This window comes from Thermus brockianus (assembly GCF_001880325.1).
Taxonomy (GTDB): Bacteria; Deinococcota; Deinococci; order Deinococcales; family Thermaceae; genus Thermus; species Thermus brockianus.
Genome location: NZ_CP016312.1, coordinates 67,321 through 81,927 on the forward strand (window position 1 = coordinate 67,321; position 14,607 = coordinate 81,927).

Genomic DNA, 14,607 nt, shown 5'->3' on the forward strand with positions numbered 1-14,607 from the left:
GGTGATCCCCCTAGCCTCCAAGAGCGCCACCCTCCACCTCCTCCCTAAGCTCCCGGCGGGAGACCTTGCCCACGTCGGTTTTGGGAAGCTCCCCGCGGAACTCTATCTCTCGGGGAAGCTTGTAGGGGGCAAGGCGCTCCCTCAGGAAGCTGAGCAGGTCCTCCTCCGTCACCTTGCCCCGAGCCTCGGGTTCCAGGACCACGTAGGCCTTGGGGTAAGCCCCCACCTTGGGGTCCGGCACCCCGATCACTCCCGCCGCCTTTACCAAGGGGTGGGCCCGCAAAGCCTCTTCAATCTCCCGAGGGAAGACGGGCCGGCCCTTGTACTTGATCATGTCCTTGGCCCGGTCGTAGAAGTGGAAGTACCCCTCCTCGTCCATGCGCACCAGGTCTCCCGTGCGGAAGAAGCGGAGTCCGCGTTCCCTGAAGAAGCTTTTGGCGTTCTCCTCTTCCCGTTGCCAGTAACCCTGGGTGACGTTGGGGCCGGCAAGGGCAAGCTCCCCCACCTCCCCCACGGGGACGGGCTCGAGGGTGTCGGGGTCCACCACCAGGGCCTGGACGCAGGGCAAGGGGATGCCAAAGGACCCTCGCTTGACCCGTTCCCTGGGGTTGACGTGGCTTGCGGCGGAGGTTTCCGTCATCCCGTAGCCTTCGGCGACCTCCCGGCCGGTGCGCTGGAAAAAGGCCTCCGCCGTGGCCTCGTGCAGCGTGTCGGCCCCGCTTAGGACCACCTCGAGGCGCTTCCAATCCACCCAGTGGGTCCTGGGGTGGTCCCGGAGGAGCTCGTACAGGGAAGGGACGCCGAAGAAGTGGGTGGCCCGGTAGCGCACCATGGCCTCCAGGATCCAGTCGGGGTCGGGCGTGGAAAAGACCAAAAGCCGGGCCCCGGAAAGGAGCCCCCCAAGGAGGAGGACCACCTGGCCGTAGATGTGGTAGAAGGGCAGAAAGGCTAGGAGGGTGCTCCCTGGGCCGAAGGGGTTGAAGCTCTGGATCATCCGGTGGGCGGCGAGAAGGTTGTGGTGGGTAATCCGCACCCCCTTGGGCAGACCCGTGGTGCCCCCGGTGTAGGGGAGGGCGGCCAGGTCCTCGCCCTGTCGGGGTTCTGGGGCAGGAAGGGGGTTTGCCCGCAGGAGGTCGGAGAAGGTATAGACTCCAGGGCCCCGGGGCACGGGGAGGCGGCGTACCAGGAGCCTCTGCCAGGAGGGCAGGGCCTCCCAAAGGGAAACCACCACCTTCCCCTCCAGCTCCACCCCTGCCCGCTCGGCGTTTTCCAGAAGGGCGTCCTGGACCACGAGGAAGCGGGCGCCTGAGTCTAAAAGCTGGTGCCGGAGCTCGTGGGAGGTATAAAGGGGGCTTACCGGCACCACCACACCCCCCGCCCAAAGGATGCCCAGGTAGGCCACGGCGAACTGGGGACTGTTGGCCAGGTAAAGGCCCACCCGGTCTCCCGGCCTAAGGCCTAGGCCCTTAAGCCCTCCGGCAAAGCGGCGTATGGCCTCGTGGAGGTCGGCGTAGCGGTAGGTGCGCCCGTAGTAGACCAAGGCGGTCTTCCCGCCGAAGCGCAGGAAGGCCTCCTCCACCTGCTGGCTGACGCTCCCTACGGGAAGGGGAACTTCTTTGGGCGTGGTGGGAGGGTAGAAGCGAAGCCAAGGGCGTTCCCAATAGACCTCCGTCATGCCCGCACCTCCAAGCGCATCTCCACGCCACAAACGCGGCACCGCCTTCGGGTGAAGGGGTTGCGGACCTTGCACCGGGGGCACTCCTCCTCGAGGCGGTCCAGCACCCCCCGCACCACCCCCTGGGGCAGGAAGCGCATGACCAGGAGGATGAGGACGGCAAACCCCACCATGCGCCACTCCTCGGCCACCCGCAACACCTCCAGAAGGGGCACAAGGAGGAAGGTGCCCGCCACGGGGCCGTAGATGGTGGCGATACCGCCAAAAACCGTCCAGATAACGGGCTGAATGGAGTTAAAAAGCGACAGGCTATCCGGGCCCGCCACCCGCAGGTAGTGGGCGTAAAGCCCTCCTGCCAGTCCGGCGAAGAAGGCGCTTACGGCAAAGGCCAGGAGCTTGTAGGCCACGGTGTTCACCCCTACCATGCGCACCGCGGCTTCATCCTCCCTTAGGGCGTGGAAGACGAGGCCCACCCGGGAGTTGGCTATCCTCCAGAGAATGTAGACGGAAACAAGCATGGTGAGGGTGACCAGGTAGTACTCCTCTAGGCGGCTCTGGCCAAGGCGGGGAAGCCCCGAAAGCCCCAGCTCCCCTCCCGTGAAGTCCGGAAAGAGGAAGATGAACCCGAGCGCCAGGATGGGAAAGGCCAGGGTGATCAGGGAGAGGTAGGGTCCCTTTACCCGAAGGGAGGGTAAGCCCACGAGAAGGCCCGCAAGGGTAGCCAACGTGGCCCCCAAGGGAATGGTGGCCCAAGGGGCTAGACCGAGTTCCCGGCCCAGCAGGGCGGAGGTGTACCCCGAGATGCCAAAGAAGAAGGCGTGGCCCAGGCTCACCTGGCCGGTGTAGCCCGAGAGGAGGTCCCAGCTCGCCGCATAGAGGGCGAAAAGGCCGGACAGGGTGAGGATGCGCAGGAGGTAAGGGTCTTGCGAGAAAAGGGGGAAGAGGAGGAGGAAGAGGATGAAAAGCAGAGCGATAACCCGGCTCGGCAGGGCGAAGACCTCGTACCTAAGGAAACGTAGGAGCCACGGGACGGACCAGATGCGCAGGGGACTGGTCATCGCTCCTCCGCAAAGGATGCGCCGAAAAGGCCCTCGGGTTTGAACACCAGTACCAGAACCAGCACCAAAAGGGCCACGGCGGTGCGCAGGAAGGCGCCCCCAGGCACCAGGTTCACCACCACCACCTCGGCGAAAGCCAGAATCAAGGCTCCCAAGAGGGCTCCTAGAAGGCTTCCCAGGCCCCCCAGGACCACCGCCGCCAGCACCACCAGGAGGGGAGCGGTCCACATGTGGGGCTCCAAGGTGGCCATGGGGGCCACGGCAAGGCCCGCCAGAGTGGCCAAGAGGGCCCCCAGGCCCACGGCCCAGTACCCAGCCCGGGAGAGGCTTACCCCCACCAGTTCCGCCGCCTCCATATCCTGGGCGGCGGCCCGGATGGCAAGCCCAACGCGGCTCCCTTTGAGGAAGGCCCAGGCCAAAAGGAGGACGAGAGCGGCGAACGCCAGGGCGAGGAGCGCCTGCTGCGCCACCCGGACCCCCAGGATCTCCACGAAGCCGGGCAGGAGGGCTGGCACGGAACGGAAGTGCCCCCCGAAAAGGAGGAGGAGAACCTCTTGGAGGAGGAGGGCTATGGCGATGGTAACGATGAGGATGGTGGCCTCGTGTTCCCGCAAAGGCTCAAGGAAAAACCTGTAGGCGAGGAGGGCAAGGCCCAGGACCAAAAGGGCGGCGAGGAAGGCGGCGGGGAGGAAGCCCGTGTATCCCAGGAGGAATAAGAGGGCATAAGAGGCGGCCATGTAAAAGGCCGTATGGGCTAGGTTGAGGATGCGGGCCACCCCGTAGGTGAGGGCGAATCCCAGGGCCAACATGCCGTAGATCCCGCTTAGGACCAGCCCGTTGACCAAGATGGCGGCGAGCATCTACCGCCTCCAGGCCTCCACCACCCAGGGAGGGAGCTGGTAGGGCCGCACGCCCGCATACCCCACCACCCGGTCCCCCGCGCGCCAAGCCCGGGGCCAGAAGGCCTGCATCCGGTTCCCCACCCACTGGACGCCCAGGCCCGTGGTGTACCCAGGGCCCCAGGTGACGTCATGCACCTTGTCAAAGACAATCCTGCCCGAGGGGCCCACGTGGTCCGTGGCCTCGAGGGCCTTGACCACCGCCTCGGCTTCCAGGCTCCCCGCCCGGAGGATGGCCTCCTTCAGGAGGTGGAGGGCCACGTAGGCCCCGCTGGCCGTGTAGATGGGGAAGCGCTTGAAACGGCTCTGGAAGTTGCTGATGAAGGGAAGGGTCTTGGGCGTTATGGCCACGCCCGGGGCCAGGGTGTTCAGCGTGGCCACATAAGCCCCCAGTCCGTCTGTGGCCTGGAGCCACGTTTCCTGCTGGGCTTCCACATTGATTCCCACGGGGGCGGCGGGGATCTTGAGCCTACCCCAGTCCCGGCCAAAAGGTACCCCTACGGGCCCCGAGAGGACCGTGTAGATCACCTGGGCTTGGGCCCGCTGGATGGCGGTGAGCTCAGGCGTGACGTCCGTGGCCGTGGCCGAGGGCCGCCAGACCCCCACCACCTCGGCCCCGTACCCTTGGGGGGGTGGGGCGGCGATGAGGCGGCTTGCCGTTTCCACCAGGGGATCGGCCCAGGCGGCCCGTTCGGCCAGGATGGCCACCTTGGGCTTGGGCAGGTTGAGCTGTTGGCGCATCGCCTGCACCACCTCTCCTAAGAGGAGCAGGGAGGTGCGTGCCAGGTCGCTGGATTTGTTGGGGCTCACGCGGAAAAGGTACTTGAAGCGCTCGTAGTTGCGATCCACCCGGCCAGCGAGGATGCCGTCTAGGGCGGCACCCGTGATGAGGAAAGGCTTCTTGTAGTCCGCCGCTACCTCGGTCATGGCCAGGACAGCTTCGCTGCGAAAGCCCCCGATGAGGAAGTCCACCCTTTGGGCCGTGATGGCCCGTTCCACGGCGGTGGCAGCATCCGTCACGCTGGTGATCTCGTTGGTGTCCACGCGAACGAGCTCAATTCGGAACGCCCGGCCGCCCACCACCACCCCGCCTTCCCGGTTGATCTCCTCCGCCGCTAGGGTGGCCCCGTACCACGTGTGCTCCCCTTGAACGAACGCCATAGGGCCCACCACGCCCACGCGAATGACCTGGGCGAAGGCGGACCCCCCAGGGTGGCCAGCAACACCAAGAGGCTTGTCTTGGTCCAGCTACGCCCCATCAGCCTCCCTCCCTTCCACCGGTGGGGCGCGCCTAAGTAAGCCTGCTAGGTGTAGACCCTGGCCCGCATGGAAAGCGCGCCCGAACTTACCGACCGGTTGGTTATCATGCTAATCTGCCCCCTCCGCCCCTGTCAAGTCCACCCGGGCTTGTCCGGGGTACACCCCAGAGGCGGGGGGAACACCCGCAACGGGGATAGGGCCCACCCCCTCCGACCCACGCCCGCACCGCCGGGGCCCATGGCCGGCACCTTGCAGAACTTCCCGCAGGTGGTCTAGCACCCTTTGGGTCAAGCTTGACAAAAGCGAAGGGATAAGGCTATCGTGGAACTTACCGACCGGTCGGTGACCTATGGTGACCACCACGAAAGTGCGCATCCTCGAGGAGGCCGCCAAACTCTTCACCGAGAAGGGTTACGAGGCCACGAGCGTCCAGGACGTCGCCCAAGCCCTGGGCCTTTCCAAAGCGGCCCTCTACCACCACTTCCGGAGCAAGGAGGAGATCCTTTTGGCCATCAGCCTCCAGGCCCTGGAGGGCCTGGTGCGGGCCGGGGAGGAGGCCCTGGCCCACCCGGACCCGAAAGAGGCGCTTCTCCGCTTCATGGAGGCCCATGCCCGCTACTTTGAGGAGAACTACCCCTTCTTCGTCACCATGCTCCAGGGCATAAAAAGCCTCTCCCCGGAAAACCGGGCCCTCACCAACCGGCTTCGGGACCGGCACGAGGCGAACCTTAGGGCCATCCTTCGGCGGGGCGTGGAAGCGGGCGTCTTCCGCCCCGTGGACGTGGCCCTGACGGGCCGGGCGGTGCTCTCCCTCCTCAACTGGATGATCCGCTGGTTCCGCCCGGGAGGGCCCATGCGGGCGGTGGAGGTGGCCCGCGCCTATCACGACCTGATCCTTAGGGGGTTAGAGGATGGAAGTACCCGAGCACAAGGAGCTTAGGGCCTTGGCCCGCCGCTTCCTGGAGGAGGCGGCCCCGGCCCTGAGGGAGTACGAGGAGAAGGAGGCCTTCCCCTGGCCCTTGGTGCGGCGTATGGGGGAGCTGGGCTTCCTAGGCGTTTTCGTCCCCGAGGACCTGGGCGGGGCGGGGCTGGACTTCTTCGCCTACCTTGCCCTTTTGGAGGAGATGGGAGGCTACGCCTCCTTGCGCTCCATCCTCTCCGTGCAGCAGAGCCTGGTCCTCACCCCTCTCCTCACCTACGGCACGGAGACGCAAAAGAAGCGGTATGTACCCCTCCTCGCCCGAGGAGAGGTCCTTGGCGCCTTCGGCCTTACCGAGCCCGAGGCGGGGTCGGATGCCGCAAGCCTCCGCACCCGGGCCTATAGGGACGGCGACCATTACATCTTGGAAGGCCAGAAGACCTTTATCTCCCACGGCAACGTGGCCGAGGTCTTCCTCATCTTCGCCAAGACGGACCCCGACAAGGGGGCCAAGGGCATCACCTGCTTCCTGGTGGAGCGGCAGGATGGGGTGCGCACGAGCCCCTTGAAGGGGAAGCTCGGCCTGAGGGCGGCGGACACGGGCATGGTCTTCCTGGACGGGGTGCGGGTGCCCAAGGAGCGGGTGTTGGGCCAGGAAGGGGAGGGCTTTAGGATCGCCCTTTCCACCTTGGACACGGGCCGCATCTCCTTGGCGGCGGGGGCGGTGGGGCTCATGGGGCGGGCGTTGGCGCTTTCCCTTGCCTATGTGAAGGAGAGGCGGCAGTTTGGCCGGCCCATCGCCGGTTTCCAACTGGTCCAGGAGCACCTGGCGGAGATGAAGCTGGATCTGGAGGCCTCGAGGCTCCTCACCTACCAGGCGGCCTGGAAAAAGGTCAAGGGGGAGCCCTACACCCTAGAGGCCAGCCTCGCCAAGCTCTACGCCTCCGAGGCCGCCAACCGGGTGGCCTACCGGGCCATCCAGGTCCACGGCGGCTACGGCTTCTTTGAGGAGTACGAGGTGGCCAGGCTCTACCGGGACGCCCGCATCCTGACCCTCTACGAGGGGACAAGCGAGGTGCAGAAGCTCATCATTGGGGCGCACCTCACGGGAACGAAGGCTTTTGACCCAGGGAGGTGAGGGTGGTATGCGGCTTTGGCGGCTTTTGGCGCTAGGCATGGCCCTCCTGGGCCTGGCCTTGGCCCAGGTGCGGGAGGGGGTGGACCTCGGGGTGCTCCAGGCCTTCAAGGCCCGCCTCGAGGCGGAGGTAGCCCAGGGCCGGCTCCCCGGCGCGGTGGTCCTGGTGGCACGGAACGGCCAGGTGGTCTTCCACGAGGCGGTGGGCTACCTGGACCCCAAGGCGCGGACCCCCATGGCCAAGGAGGCCATCTTCCGCATCTACTCCATGACGAAGCCCTTGACCTCGGTTCTCGCCCTACAGCTCGTGGAGGAGGGGCGGCTTTTCCTCACGGACCCCCTTGCCCTCTACCTCCCCGAGTTCCGGGAGATACGGGTGGGGGTGGAGCGGGCAGGCCCCGAAGGAAGGCCGGTGCTGGAGCTTGCGCCGTCCCAAAGGCCCATCACCCTCTACGACCTCCTGCGCCACACCTCGGGCATCACCTACGGCATCTTCTTTGACTCCCTGGTGAAGCAGGAGTACCGCAAGGTAAACGCCGACGCCCTGGACCAGACCCGGGAGGAGTTTTTGGCCAAGCTCGCCCGCCTTCCCCTCCAGTTCCAGCCTGGCACCCTCTGGGAGTACGGCAACTCCACGGACCTTCTCGGCCACCTCCTGGAAAGGGTCACGGGCAAGAGCCTCGCCGAACTCATGGAGGAAAGGATCTTCCGGCCCTTGGGCATGGTGGATAGCGGCTTCCAGGTGCCCCCGGAAAAGTGGGGCCGTGTTGCGGAACCTCCCGAGCGGGATCCCTTCACGGGAACCCCTACCCCCCTTCCCCTGAACGTGCGGGAGGCGCCCAAGCGCTATTCCGGCGGGGCAGGCGCCGTGGCCACAGCCCAGGACTACCACCGCTTTCTGCAGGCCCTGTTGAACGGCGGGGAGTTTGGGGGACGGCGCATCCTCTCCCGCAAGGGGGTGGAGCTCCTCACCCAGGACCACCTGGGTCCCCTCTACCTTCCCTCCCTACAACGGGGGGCCCCTTACCTCCCCGGCTTCGGGTACGGCTTCGGCCTGGGGGTGGCGGTGCGCCTCGAGGACGGGGGAAGCCCCTTGCCCGGCTCCAAGGGGGATTATTACTGGGCGGGGCTTTTTGGCACCTACTTCTTCGTGGACCCCAAGGAACGCCTCATCGGCGTTTTCATGATGCAGAACCCCGGGGGGCGCACCTATTACGCCGGGCTTTTCCGGAACGCCGTTTACGCCAGCCTGCGCTGATGGGGAGGCTCTCGGACAAAACCGTGCTCGTGACCGGAGCGGCCCATGGCATCGGCCGGGCGGCCTTGGAGCTCTTTGCCCGGGAAGGGGCTAGGCTCGTGGCGGTGGATGTGGAGGAGGAGGCCTTGGCCGAGGCCGTGGCTCCCCTGGAAGGGGAGGCGGTGGCCGTGGTGGCCGATGTAAGCGTCCCCGAAGGGGTGGAGGAGGCCTTCCGGGAGGCCTTGGAGGAGTTCGGGACGCTCCACGGGGTGGCCCACTTCGCGGGGATAGCCCATAGCGGCCTCTCTTGGAAGCTCCCCTTGGCGGAGTGGGAACGGGTGCTCCGGGTGAACCTCACGGGAAGTTTCCTGGTGGCCCGAAAAGCGGGGGAGGCCATGGAGGGGGGAAGCCTCGTCCTCACCAGCTCCGTGGCCGCCTTGGGTGCCCTGGGCCTTGCCCACTACGCCGCGAGCAAAATGGCCGTGGTAGGCCTCGCCCGCACCTTGGCCTTGGAGCTTGCCCGCAAGGGCATCCGGGTTAACGTCCTCGTCCCGGGCCTCATCGCCACCCGGATGACCACGGGGTTGCCCGAATGGGCATGGCGGCGAGAGGTGGAGGCCACCCCCCTTGGCCGGGAAGGCCGCCCCGAGGAGGTGGCCCAGGCGGCCCTCTTCCTCCTCTCCGATGAGGCGAGCTATATCACCGGCCAGGCCCTTTACGTGGACGGGGGCCGCTCCATCGTGGGCCCCGGGGCTTACCTTTCGCTTGCGCAGAGGAGGTGATGGGAGATGCCCATGTACTTTGAGGACTTTGAGGTCGGCCAAAGGTTTTCCACCCCGGCCCGCACGGTGACGGAGGCGGACGTGGTGAACTTCGCCGGGGTTTCCGGGGACTATAACCCCATCCACACCGACGCCGAGTTCGCCAAGGAAACCCCCTTTGGCCAGCGCATCGCCCACGGGCTTTTGGTGCTTTCCATGCTCACGGGGCTTCGGCAACGGGCGGGCCACTTTGAGGGCACCATCATCGCCTGGATGGAGATCCGGAACTACCGCTTCCTGAAGCCTGTCTTCATCGGGGACACGGTGCGGGGGGAAAGCGAAATCGTGGAGAAGCGGGAAACCAGCAAGCCGGACCGGGGCATCCTGGTGCAGAGGGTCAAGGTCTACAACCAGCGGGGCGAGGTGGTGCAGGAAGGGGAGTTCGTCACCCTGGTGCGGCGGAGGCCCGCTTGAGCCCCTTTGCCCGGTGGTTCCAGGCGGAGGTCCTGAGGAAGGAAAAGGGCGAGGCGGAGCTTCGCCTACAGGTGCGGGAAGAGTTCCTGCAGGGCCAAGGCCTCGTGCATGGCGGCATCCTCGCCGCCCTGTTGGATAGCGCCCTGGGCCAGGCGGTGGAAAGCTTAGGGGTCAAGGTGGTCACGGCCGAGCTTTCCGTGAGCTACCTACGCCCTGTACGGGAGGGGGTGCTCCTCGCCCGGGGGTGGGTGGTCCACCCCGGCCGGCACCTCCTCCACGCCGCCGGGGAGGTCCTTTGGGAGGGGAAGCGGGTGGCCTTCGCCAAGGGGGTCTTCTACCGGGTAGCCTAGGGCTATACTGGGTCTAAACGAAAGGGGGAAGCCATGTTCCCAAGCACCATGATGGACGAGGAGCTGAACCTTTGGGACTTCCTGGAGAGGGCAGCGGCGCTTTTCGGGAGGAAAGAGGTGGTCTCCCGCCTCCACACCGGGGAGATCCACCGCACCACCTACGCCGAGGTTTACCGGCGGGCGAAGCGGCTCATGAGGGGGCTTAGGGCCCTCGGGGTAGGGGAGGGGGACCGGGTGGCCACGTTGGGCTTCAACCACTTCCGCCACCTCGAGGCCTACTTCGCCGTGCCCGGCATGGGGGCCGTGCTCCACACCGCCAACCCCCGCCTGAGCCCCAAGGAGATCGCCTACATCCTGAACCACGCCGAGGACAAGGTCCTCCTCTTTGACCCGAACCTCCTTTCCCTGGTGGAGGCCCTCCGCCCGGAACTGAAGACCGTGCGCCACTTCGTGGTCATGGACGAGAAGGCCCCCGAGGGGTACCTGGCCTACGAGGAGATTTTGGGAGAGGAGGCGGAGCCCCACCGGGTCCCCGAGCGGGCTGCCTGCGGCATGGCCTACACCACGGGGACCACCGGCCTACCCAAGGGGGTGGTGTACAGCCACCGGGCCCTGGTCCTCCACTCCTTGGCGGCCAGCCTCTTTGACGGCACGGCCCTTTCGGAAAGGGACGTGGTCCTTCCCGTGGTGCCCATGTTCCACGTGAACGCCTGGTGCCTCCCTTACGCCGCCACCCTGGTGGGGGCCAAACAGGTCCTGCCGGGGCCCCGCCTAGATCCCACCTCCTTGGTGGAGCTCTTTGACGGGGAGGGGGTCACCTTCACCGCCGGGGTGCCCACGGTGTGGCTCGCCTTGGCGGACCACCTGGAAAGCACCGGCCACCGCCTGCGGACCCTGAGGCGGTTGGTGGTGGGGGGTAGCGCCGCCCCCAAAAGCCTCATCGCCCGCTTTGAGAGGATGGGGATAGAGGTGCGCCAGGGCTACGGCCTCACGGAAACCTCCCCGGTGGTGGTGCAGAACTTCATCAAGAGCCACCTGGAGGGCCTCCCGGAAGAGGAGAAGCTCACCCTCAAGGCCAAGACCGGCCTCCCCATCCCCCTGGTGCGCCTACGGGTGGCGGACGAGGAGGGCCGCCCCGTGCCCCGGGACGGGAAGCGCATGGGGGAGATCCAGCTCAGGGGCCCTTGGATTACCCGGGGCTACTACCAAAACGAGGAGGCGAGCCAAAGGGCCCTCACCGCCGACGGGTGGTTCCGCACGGGGGACATGGCCGTGTGGGACGAGGAGGGCTACGTGGAGATCAAGGACCGGCTCAAGGACCTCATCAAGTCGGGCGGGGAGTGGATCTCCAGCGTGGACTTGGAAAACGCCCTCATGGGCCACCCCAAGGTGAAGGAGGCGGCGGTGGTGGCCATCCCCCACCCCAAGTGGCAGGAGAGGCCCCTGGCGGTGGTGGTGCCGAGGGGCGAGGCGCCAACCCCTGAGGAGCTTGGCGCCCACCTCCTCCAGGCGGGCTTTGCCAAGTGGCAGCTTCCCGACGCCTACGTGTTCGTGGAGGAGATTCCTAGGACGAGCGCCGGCAAGTTCCTGAAGCGGGCCCTTAGGGAGCGGTACAAGGACTACTACGGGGGTGTCTGATGTTTTTGGAGCAATTTCGCTTGGATGGCAAGGCGGCCTTGGTGACGGGGGGCTCCCGGGGGCTTGGCCTCGAGGCGGCCCTGGCCCTCAAGGAGGCGGGGGCCAAGGTGGCGGTGATGGCCCGGCGGGCAAGCTTCTTTGAAGAGGCCCGCAAGCACCTGGGGGAGGATGCCCTCTACCTGGAAGGGGACGTGCGGGACGAGGCCCGCCTGGAGGAGCTTTGCGACCAGGTGGAACGGGAGCTCGGCCCCCTCACGGTCTTGGTGAACGCCGCCGGCATCAGCTGGGGTGCGCCCTCCCTGGAGATGCCCGTGGAAAAGGTGCGGGAGGTCCTGGAGGTGAACCTGGTGGGGGCCTTTTTGGCGAGCCGCGCCGCCGCCAAGCGCATGAAGGAAAGGGGCTACGGCAAGATCATCCACATCGCCTCCGTGGCCGGCCTTAAGGGGGAGTACCCCGAGGTCCTGGACGCCGTGGGCTACTCTGCCTCCAAGGGTGGGCTTGTAGCCCTTACCCGGGACCTGGCGGTGAAATGGGGGCGGTGGGGCATCCGGGTGAACGCCCTGGCCCCTGGGTTTTTCCCCACCCGCATGACGGAAAAGGTCCTGCCCAAGGCCGAGCCTCTCCTAAGGGCTACCTTGCCCTTGGGCCGGGCGGGGAGGCCCGGGGAGCTCGGGGGGGCGGTGCTCTTCCTGGCAAGCCCCGCCTCGGACTACATCACGGGGGTGGTCCTGCCCGTGGACGGCGGGGCCACGGCCCTTTAGAGGTCGGGAAGCCTTTGGGCCGCTTCCTTGAGCCTTTCCCGGGAGGCGTGGAGGTAGATCTGGGTGGTGGCGATGGACTCGTGGCCCAAGAGGTCCTTCACGGCATCCAGCTCCACGCCCACCTCCACCAACAAGGTGGCGTAGGCGTGGCGGAGCTTGTGGGGGGTGAAGCGCCGGGGGTCAAGGCCCGCCCGTAGGGCGGCCTCCCGGAACTTGGCCTCCACCCAGCGGGCGGAAGGGGTGCGCCCCCGGCGGCGGCCCTGCGAGAAAGTGAAAACCGGAACATTCCCTTGGGGAAGGCCCAGCTCCAGGAGGGCCTCCCGGGCCGTCTTGGAAAGGGGCACGAGCCGCTCCTTGTTGCCCTTGCCCACCACCCGCACCGCCACAGGAAGGCCCTTTTCCAGCACCAGGTTCCGCCCCTTAAGGGAGAGGGCCTCGGAGATGCGCAAGCCGGTGCCGTAGAGGAAGCGGGCCAAGCCGCTGAGGAGCTTGGCCGCCTTGTCCTCGGCGAAGGCCGAGAGGAAGCGCTTAAGCTCCTCGGGGTTTGGGTGCAGGGGCAGCCTGCGGCCCGCCTTGGGCCGGCCGATGCCCTCCGTGGGGTCGTCCACCGCCTCGCCCCGCACCTGGGCGAGGTAGCGGTAGTAGCTCCTCAGGGCCGCCAAGAACCCTTGGACCCTTCTTGGGGACCAGCGCTCGGCGAGCAGAAGGGCCCGCACCGCCTCGGGGCCTGGGGGGAGGGCGTGGGCCTCGAGGAACCGGAACCAGAAGGCCAGGTCCTGGAGGTACCGGCGGACCCCCCTTGGGGAGTAGCCCCGTTCCAGGAGGAGGTATTCCGCATAGGGGGCGAGGGGGGTAAGGGCGTTATCGGGGCTTTTAACACCGAGGGTTTTCCAAAGAACCTGGGTGGGGGTACTGGGGTCCATGGGGGCATTATACATGCGCGAAAGAAATCTTTCGCGAACACAATCCAGGCCCGAACCACTCCCTGGCTAATCGGGCTCCAGCACCCCGCTCAGCGCCCCCAGCTGCTCCGCCGCCGCCCTTGCCACCCGCGGTTTTACCCCGATCTCCGCCAGAAGTTCCGCCGCCGCCAGCATCTCCTCGCGCCGCCTCCCAGCGTGGCGCAAGCTTCCCTCCACCAACCGCTCCACCAGGGCCTCGTCGGCCTCTTTCAAGGTTTGGGCGACGTTGGCCTTAAGCTCCGCCTCCAAGCCCAGGCGTCGCGCCCCCTCCAAGGCTTCCATCACCGCCGCCGCCATTCCCTTGAAGAAGACGCTTCGCAGAAGCTTTCGGGTAGCCGCATCCCCCGGGGCCTCCCCCACGACCTCCACCACGGCTCCCAGGGGTTCCAGGCGTTCCCGATAGGCGAAAGCCCCGGACCCCGAAGCCAGGGAGGGGGTCTTAAGCCCCTTCCCCGGCACCGGACTCATCAGGGCCACGTCGGCGAAAAGCGCTCCTGTGGGGGCAAGGATTGCCGCCAAGGAGCGCTTGAGCTTGGGGGATGCGGTGTTCAGGTCAGCGTAGACGGCGCCTGGGCTCAGAACGGGGGCCACCTTCTCCGCCACCTCCAGGGCCACCCGGGCCCAGTTCACGGAAAGGACCACTTGGGCTCCATGGGCCGCCTCCCTTTCGCTTTGGGCGCGGTGGATGCCGGGCACGTTTTTTTCCGGAATGGGGTCGTACCCCACCACCTCGGCCCCCGCCTGGACAAGATCCCAGGCGATGGCCGAGCCCGCCTCCCCAAGGCCTAGCACCGCCACCCGGAGCCTAGCCATGGCCTCCCTCCTCCCGAAGCCGCGCCGCTTGGGCCAATTGCTCCGCCACGCGCTCCCTGAGCCCATAGAGGTCCAAGGAGAGCTCTCCCCCCGCAAACCGTTCGCGCAAGCGCCCCTCGCGTTCTGCCCGTTCCCGGGCCTTTTGCAACACCTCCCGGGCCCGCTCCCGGGGAACCACCACCACCCCGTCCCCATCCAGGACCAGGTAGTCCCCAAGCCGCACCTCCACGCCCCCTAGGAAGACGGGAACCCCCAGGCCCAAAAGCCTCTCCCGCTTCGCCCCCTTAGGGCTCACCCACCGGGCCCAGACGGGCAGGCCCAGGGCCGCTAGCTCGTCGGCATCCCGCACCGCTCCGTCCACCAGGATGGCCGCCGCCCCTTGGGCCTTGGCCTGGGTGGCCAGGAGTTCCCCCACCAGGGCCACGGGTTCCGCTGCCGCTTGGGCCAGGACCAGGACCTCCCCCGGCTTTAGGGCAGCCATGGCCGCATGGGCCCCCAGGTTGTCCCCCGGGGCGCAGAGCACGGGAAAAGCGGGGCCCGCCGCCTTGACCCCCGGGGGAAAACGCAGGAAGGAAAGCGGAACAAGTCCCTCCCGCCCCGAGGCCTCGTAAACGGTAGCGCTACCCAGCTCGGCGAGCGCTTTCACCTCTTCTGGCGTAAGCATG

Annotated in this window: 15 protein-coding genes; 8 read left to right on the forward strand and 7 right to left on the reverse strand. The window is 67.0% G+C overall.

Annotated features, from left to right (window positions below):
- Window positions 1-10: 10 nt before the first annotated feature.
- Genes A0O31_RS00310 through A0O31_RS00325 form a run of 4 tightly spaced genes read right to left on the reverse strand, consistent with a single transcriptional unit; the run spans window position 11 to window position 4,793 of the window.
- Window positions 11-1,675: an AMP-binding protein gene (locus A0O31_RS00310; RefSeq protein WP_028492844.1), complete on the reverse strand. Its 1,665-nt coding sequence runs from the start codon at window positions 1,673-1,675 to the stop codon at window positions 11-13.
- Complete coding sequence (locus A0O31_RS00315) at window positions 1,672-2,733, reverse strand: branched-chain amino acid ABC transporter permease (RefSeq protein ID WP_028492843.1); 1,062 nt, start codon at window positions 2,731-2,733, stop codon at window positions 1,672-1,674. Before A0O31_RS00315 ends, A0O31_RS00310 begins: the two co-directional genes overlap by 4 nt.
- Entirely contained in the window at window positions 2,730-3,593 is an 864-nt protein-coding gene (locus tag A0O31_RS00320) for an ABC transporter permease subunit (RefSeq protein WP_028492842.1), read from the reverse strand. The genes A0O31_RS00315 and A0O31_RS00320 overlap by 4 nt, the downstream gene beginning before the upstream one ends.
- Window positions 3,594-4,793, reverse strand: a complete 1,200-nt coding sequence (locus tag A0O31_RS00325) for an ABC transporter substrate-binding protein (RefSeq protein ID WP_084720330.1) — start codon at window positions 4,791-4,793, stop codon at window positions 3,594-3,596.
- A 448-nt stretch (window positions 4,794-5,241) separates the two neighbouring features.
- Here A0O31_RS00325 and A0O31_RS00330 point away from each other — a divergent pair, with 448 nt between their 5' ends.
- Genes A0O31_RS00330 through A0O31_RS00365 form a run of 8 tightly spaced genes read left to right on the forward strand, consistent with a single transcriptional unit; the run spans window position 5,242 to window position 12,167 of the window.
- Window positions 5,242-5,832, forward strand: a complete 591-nt coding sequence (locus tag A0O31_RS00330) for a TetR/AcrR family transcriptional regulator (RefSeq protein WP_028492840.1) — start codon at window positions 5,242-5,244, stop codon at window positions 5,830-5,832.
- A complete protein-coding gene (locus tag A0O31_RS00335) occupies window positions 5,804-6,949 on the forward strand; it encodes an acyl-CoA dehydrogenase family protein (protein WP_028492839.1) in 1,146 nt (381 codons plus the stop codon). The genes A0O31_RS00330 and A0O31_RS00335 overlap by 29 nt, the downstream gene beginning before the upstream one ends.
- A gap of 7 nt (window positions 6,950-6,956) precedes the next feature.
- A complete protein-coding gene (locus A0O31_RS00340) occupies window positions 6,957-8,204 on the forward strand; it encodes a serine hydrolase domain-containing protein (protein WP_028492838.1) in 1,248 nt (415 codons plus the stop codon).
- Entirely contained in the window at window positions 8,204-8,965 is a 762-nt protein-coding gene (locus A0O31_RS00345; RefSeq protein ID WP_028492837.1) for an SDR family NAD(P)-dependent oxidoreductase, read from the forward strand. Before A0O31_RS00340 ends, A0O31_RS00345 begins: the two co-directional genes overlap by 1 nt.
- Window positions 8,966-8,971: 6 nt before the next feature.
- Window positions 8,972-9,418 (forward strand): MaoC family dehydratase, encoded by a 447-nt coding sequence (locus A0O31_RS00350; protein ID WP_028492836.1) that lies wholly within the window; start codon window positions 8,972-8,974, stop codon window positions 9,416-9,418.
- Entirely contained in the window at window positions 9,415-9,768 is a 354-nt protein-coding gene (locus A0O31_RS00355; RefSeq protein ID WP_028492835.1) for a PaaI family thioesterase, read from the forward strand. The genes A0O31_RS00350 and A0O31_RS00355 overlap by 4 nt, the downstream gene beginning before the upstream one ends.
- 33 nt (window positions 9,769-9,801) lie before the next feature.
- A complete protein-coding gene (locus tag A0O31_RS00360) occupies window positions 9,802-11,406 on the forward strand; it encodes a long-chain fatty acid--CoA ligase (RefSeq protein WP_028492834.1) in 1,605 nt (534 codons plus the stop codon).
- Complete coding sequence (locus A0O31_RS00365; protein WP_028492833.1) at window positions 11,406-12,167, forward strand: SDR family oxidoreductase; 762 nt, start codon at window positions 11,406-11,408, stop codon at window positions 12,165-12,167. Before A0O31_RS00360 ends, A0O31_RS00365 begins: the two co-directional genes overlap by 1 nt.
- On the opposite strand, the gene A0O31_RS00370 is transcribed toward A0O31_RS00365, so the two are convergent.
- From A0O31_RS00370 to A0O31_RS00380, 3 genes are read right to left on the reverse strand one after another with little or no spacing between them, the layout of a single operon-like run.
- A complete protein-coding gene (locus A0O31_RS00370; RefSeq protein ID WP_420833555.1) occupies window positions 12,164-13,105 on the reverse strand; it encodes a tyrosine-type recombinase/integrase in 942 nt (313 codons plus the stop codon). The genes A0O31_RS00365 and A0O31_RS00370 overlap by 4 nt on opposite strands.
- A 51-nt stretch (window positions 13,106-13,156) precedes the next feature.
- On the reverse strand, window positions 13,157-13,942 hold the full coding sequence (locus A0O31_RS00375; protein ID WP_071676191.1) for an NAD(P)-dependent oxidoreductase: 786 nt from the start codon (window positions 13,940-13,942) through the stop codon (window positions 13,157-13,159).
- Window positions 13,935-14,606 carry a 4-carboxy-4-hydroxy-2-oxoadipate aldolase/oxaloacetate decarboxylase gene (locus A0O31_RS00380; RefSeq protein WP_071676192.1) on the reverse strand — a complete coding sequence of 224 codons (672 nt, stop codon included), beginning with the start codon at window positions 14,604-14,606 and terminating at the stop codon, window positions 13,935-13,937. Before A0O31_RS00380 ends, A0O31_RS00375 begins: the two co-directional genes overlap by 8 nt.
- Window position 14,607: the final 1 nt, after the last annotated feature.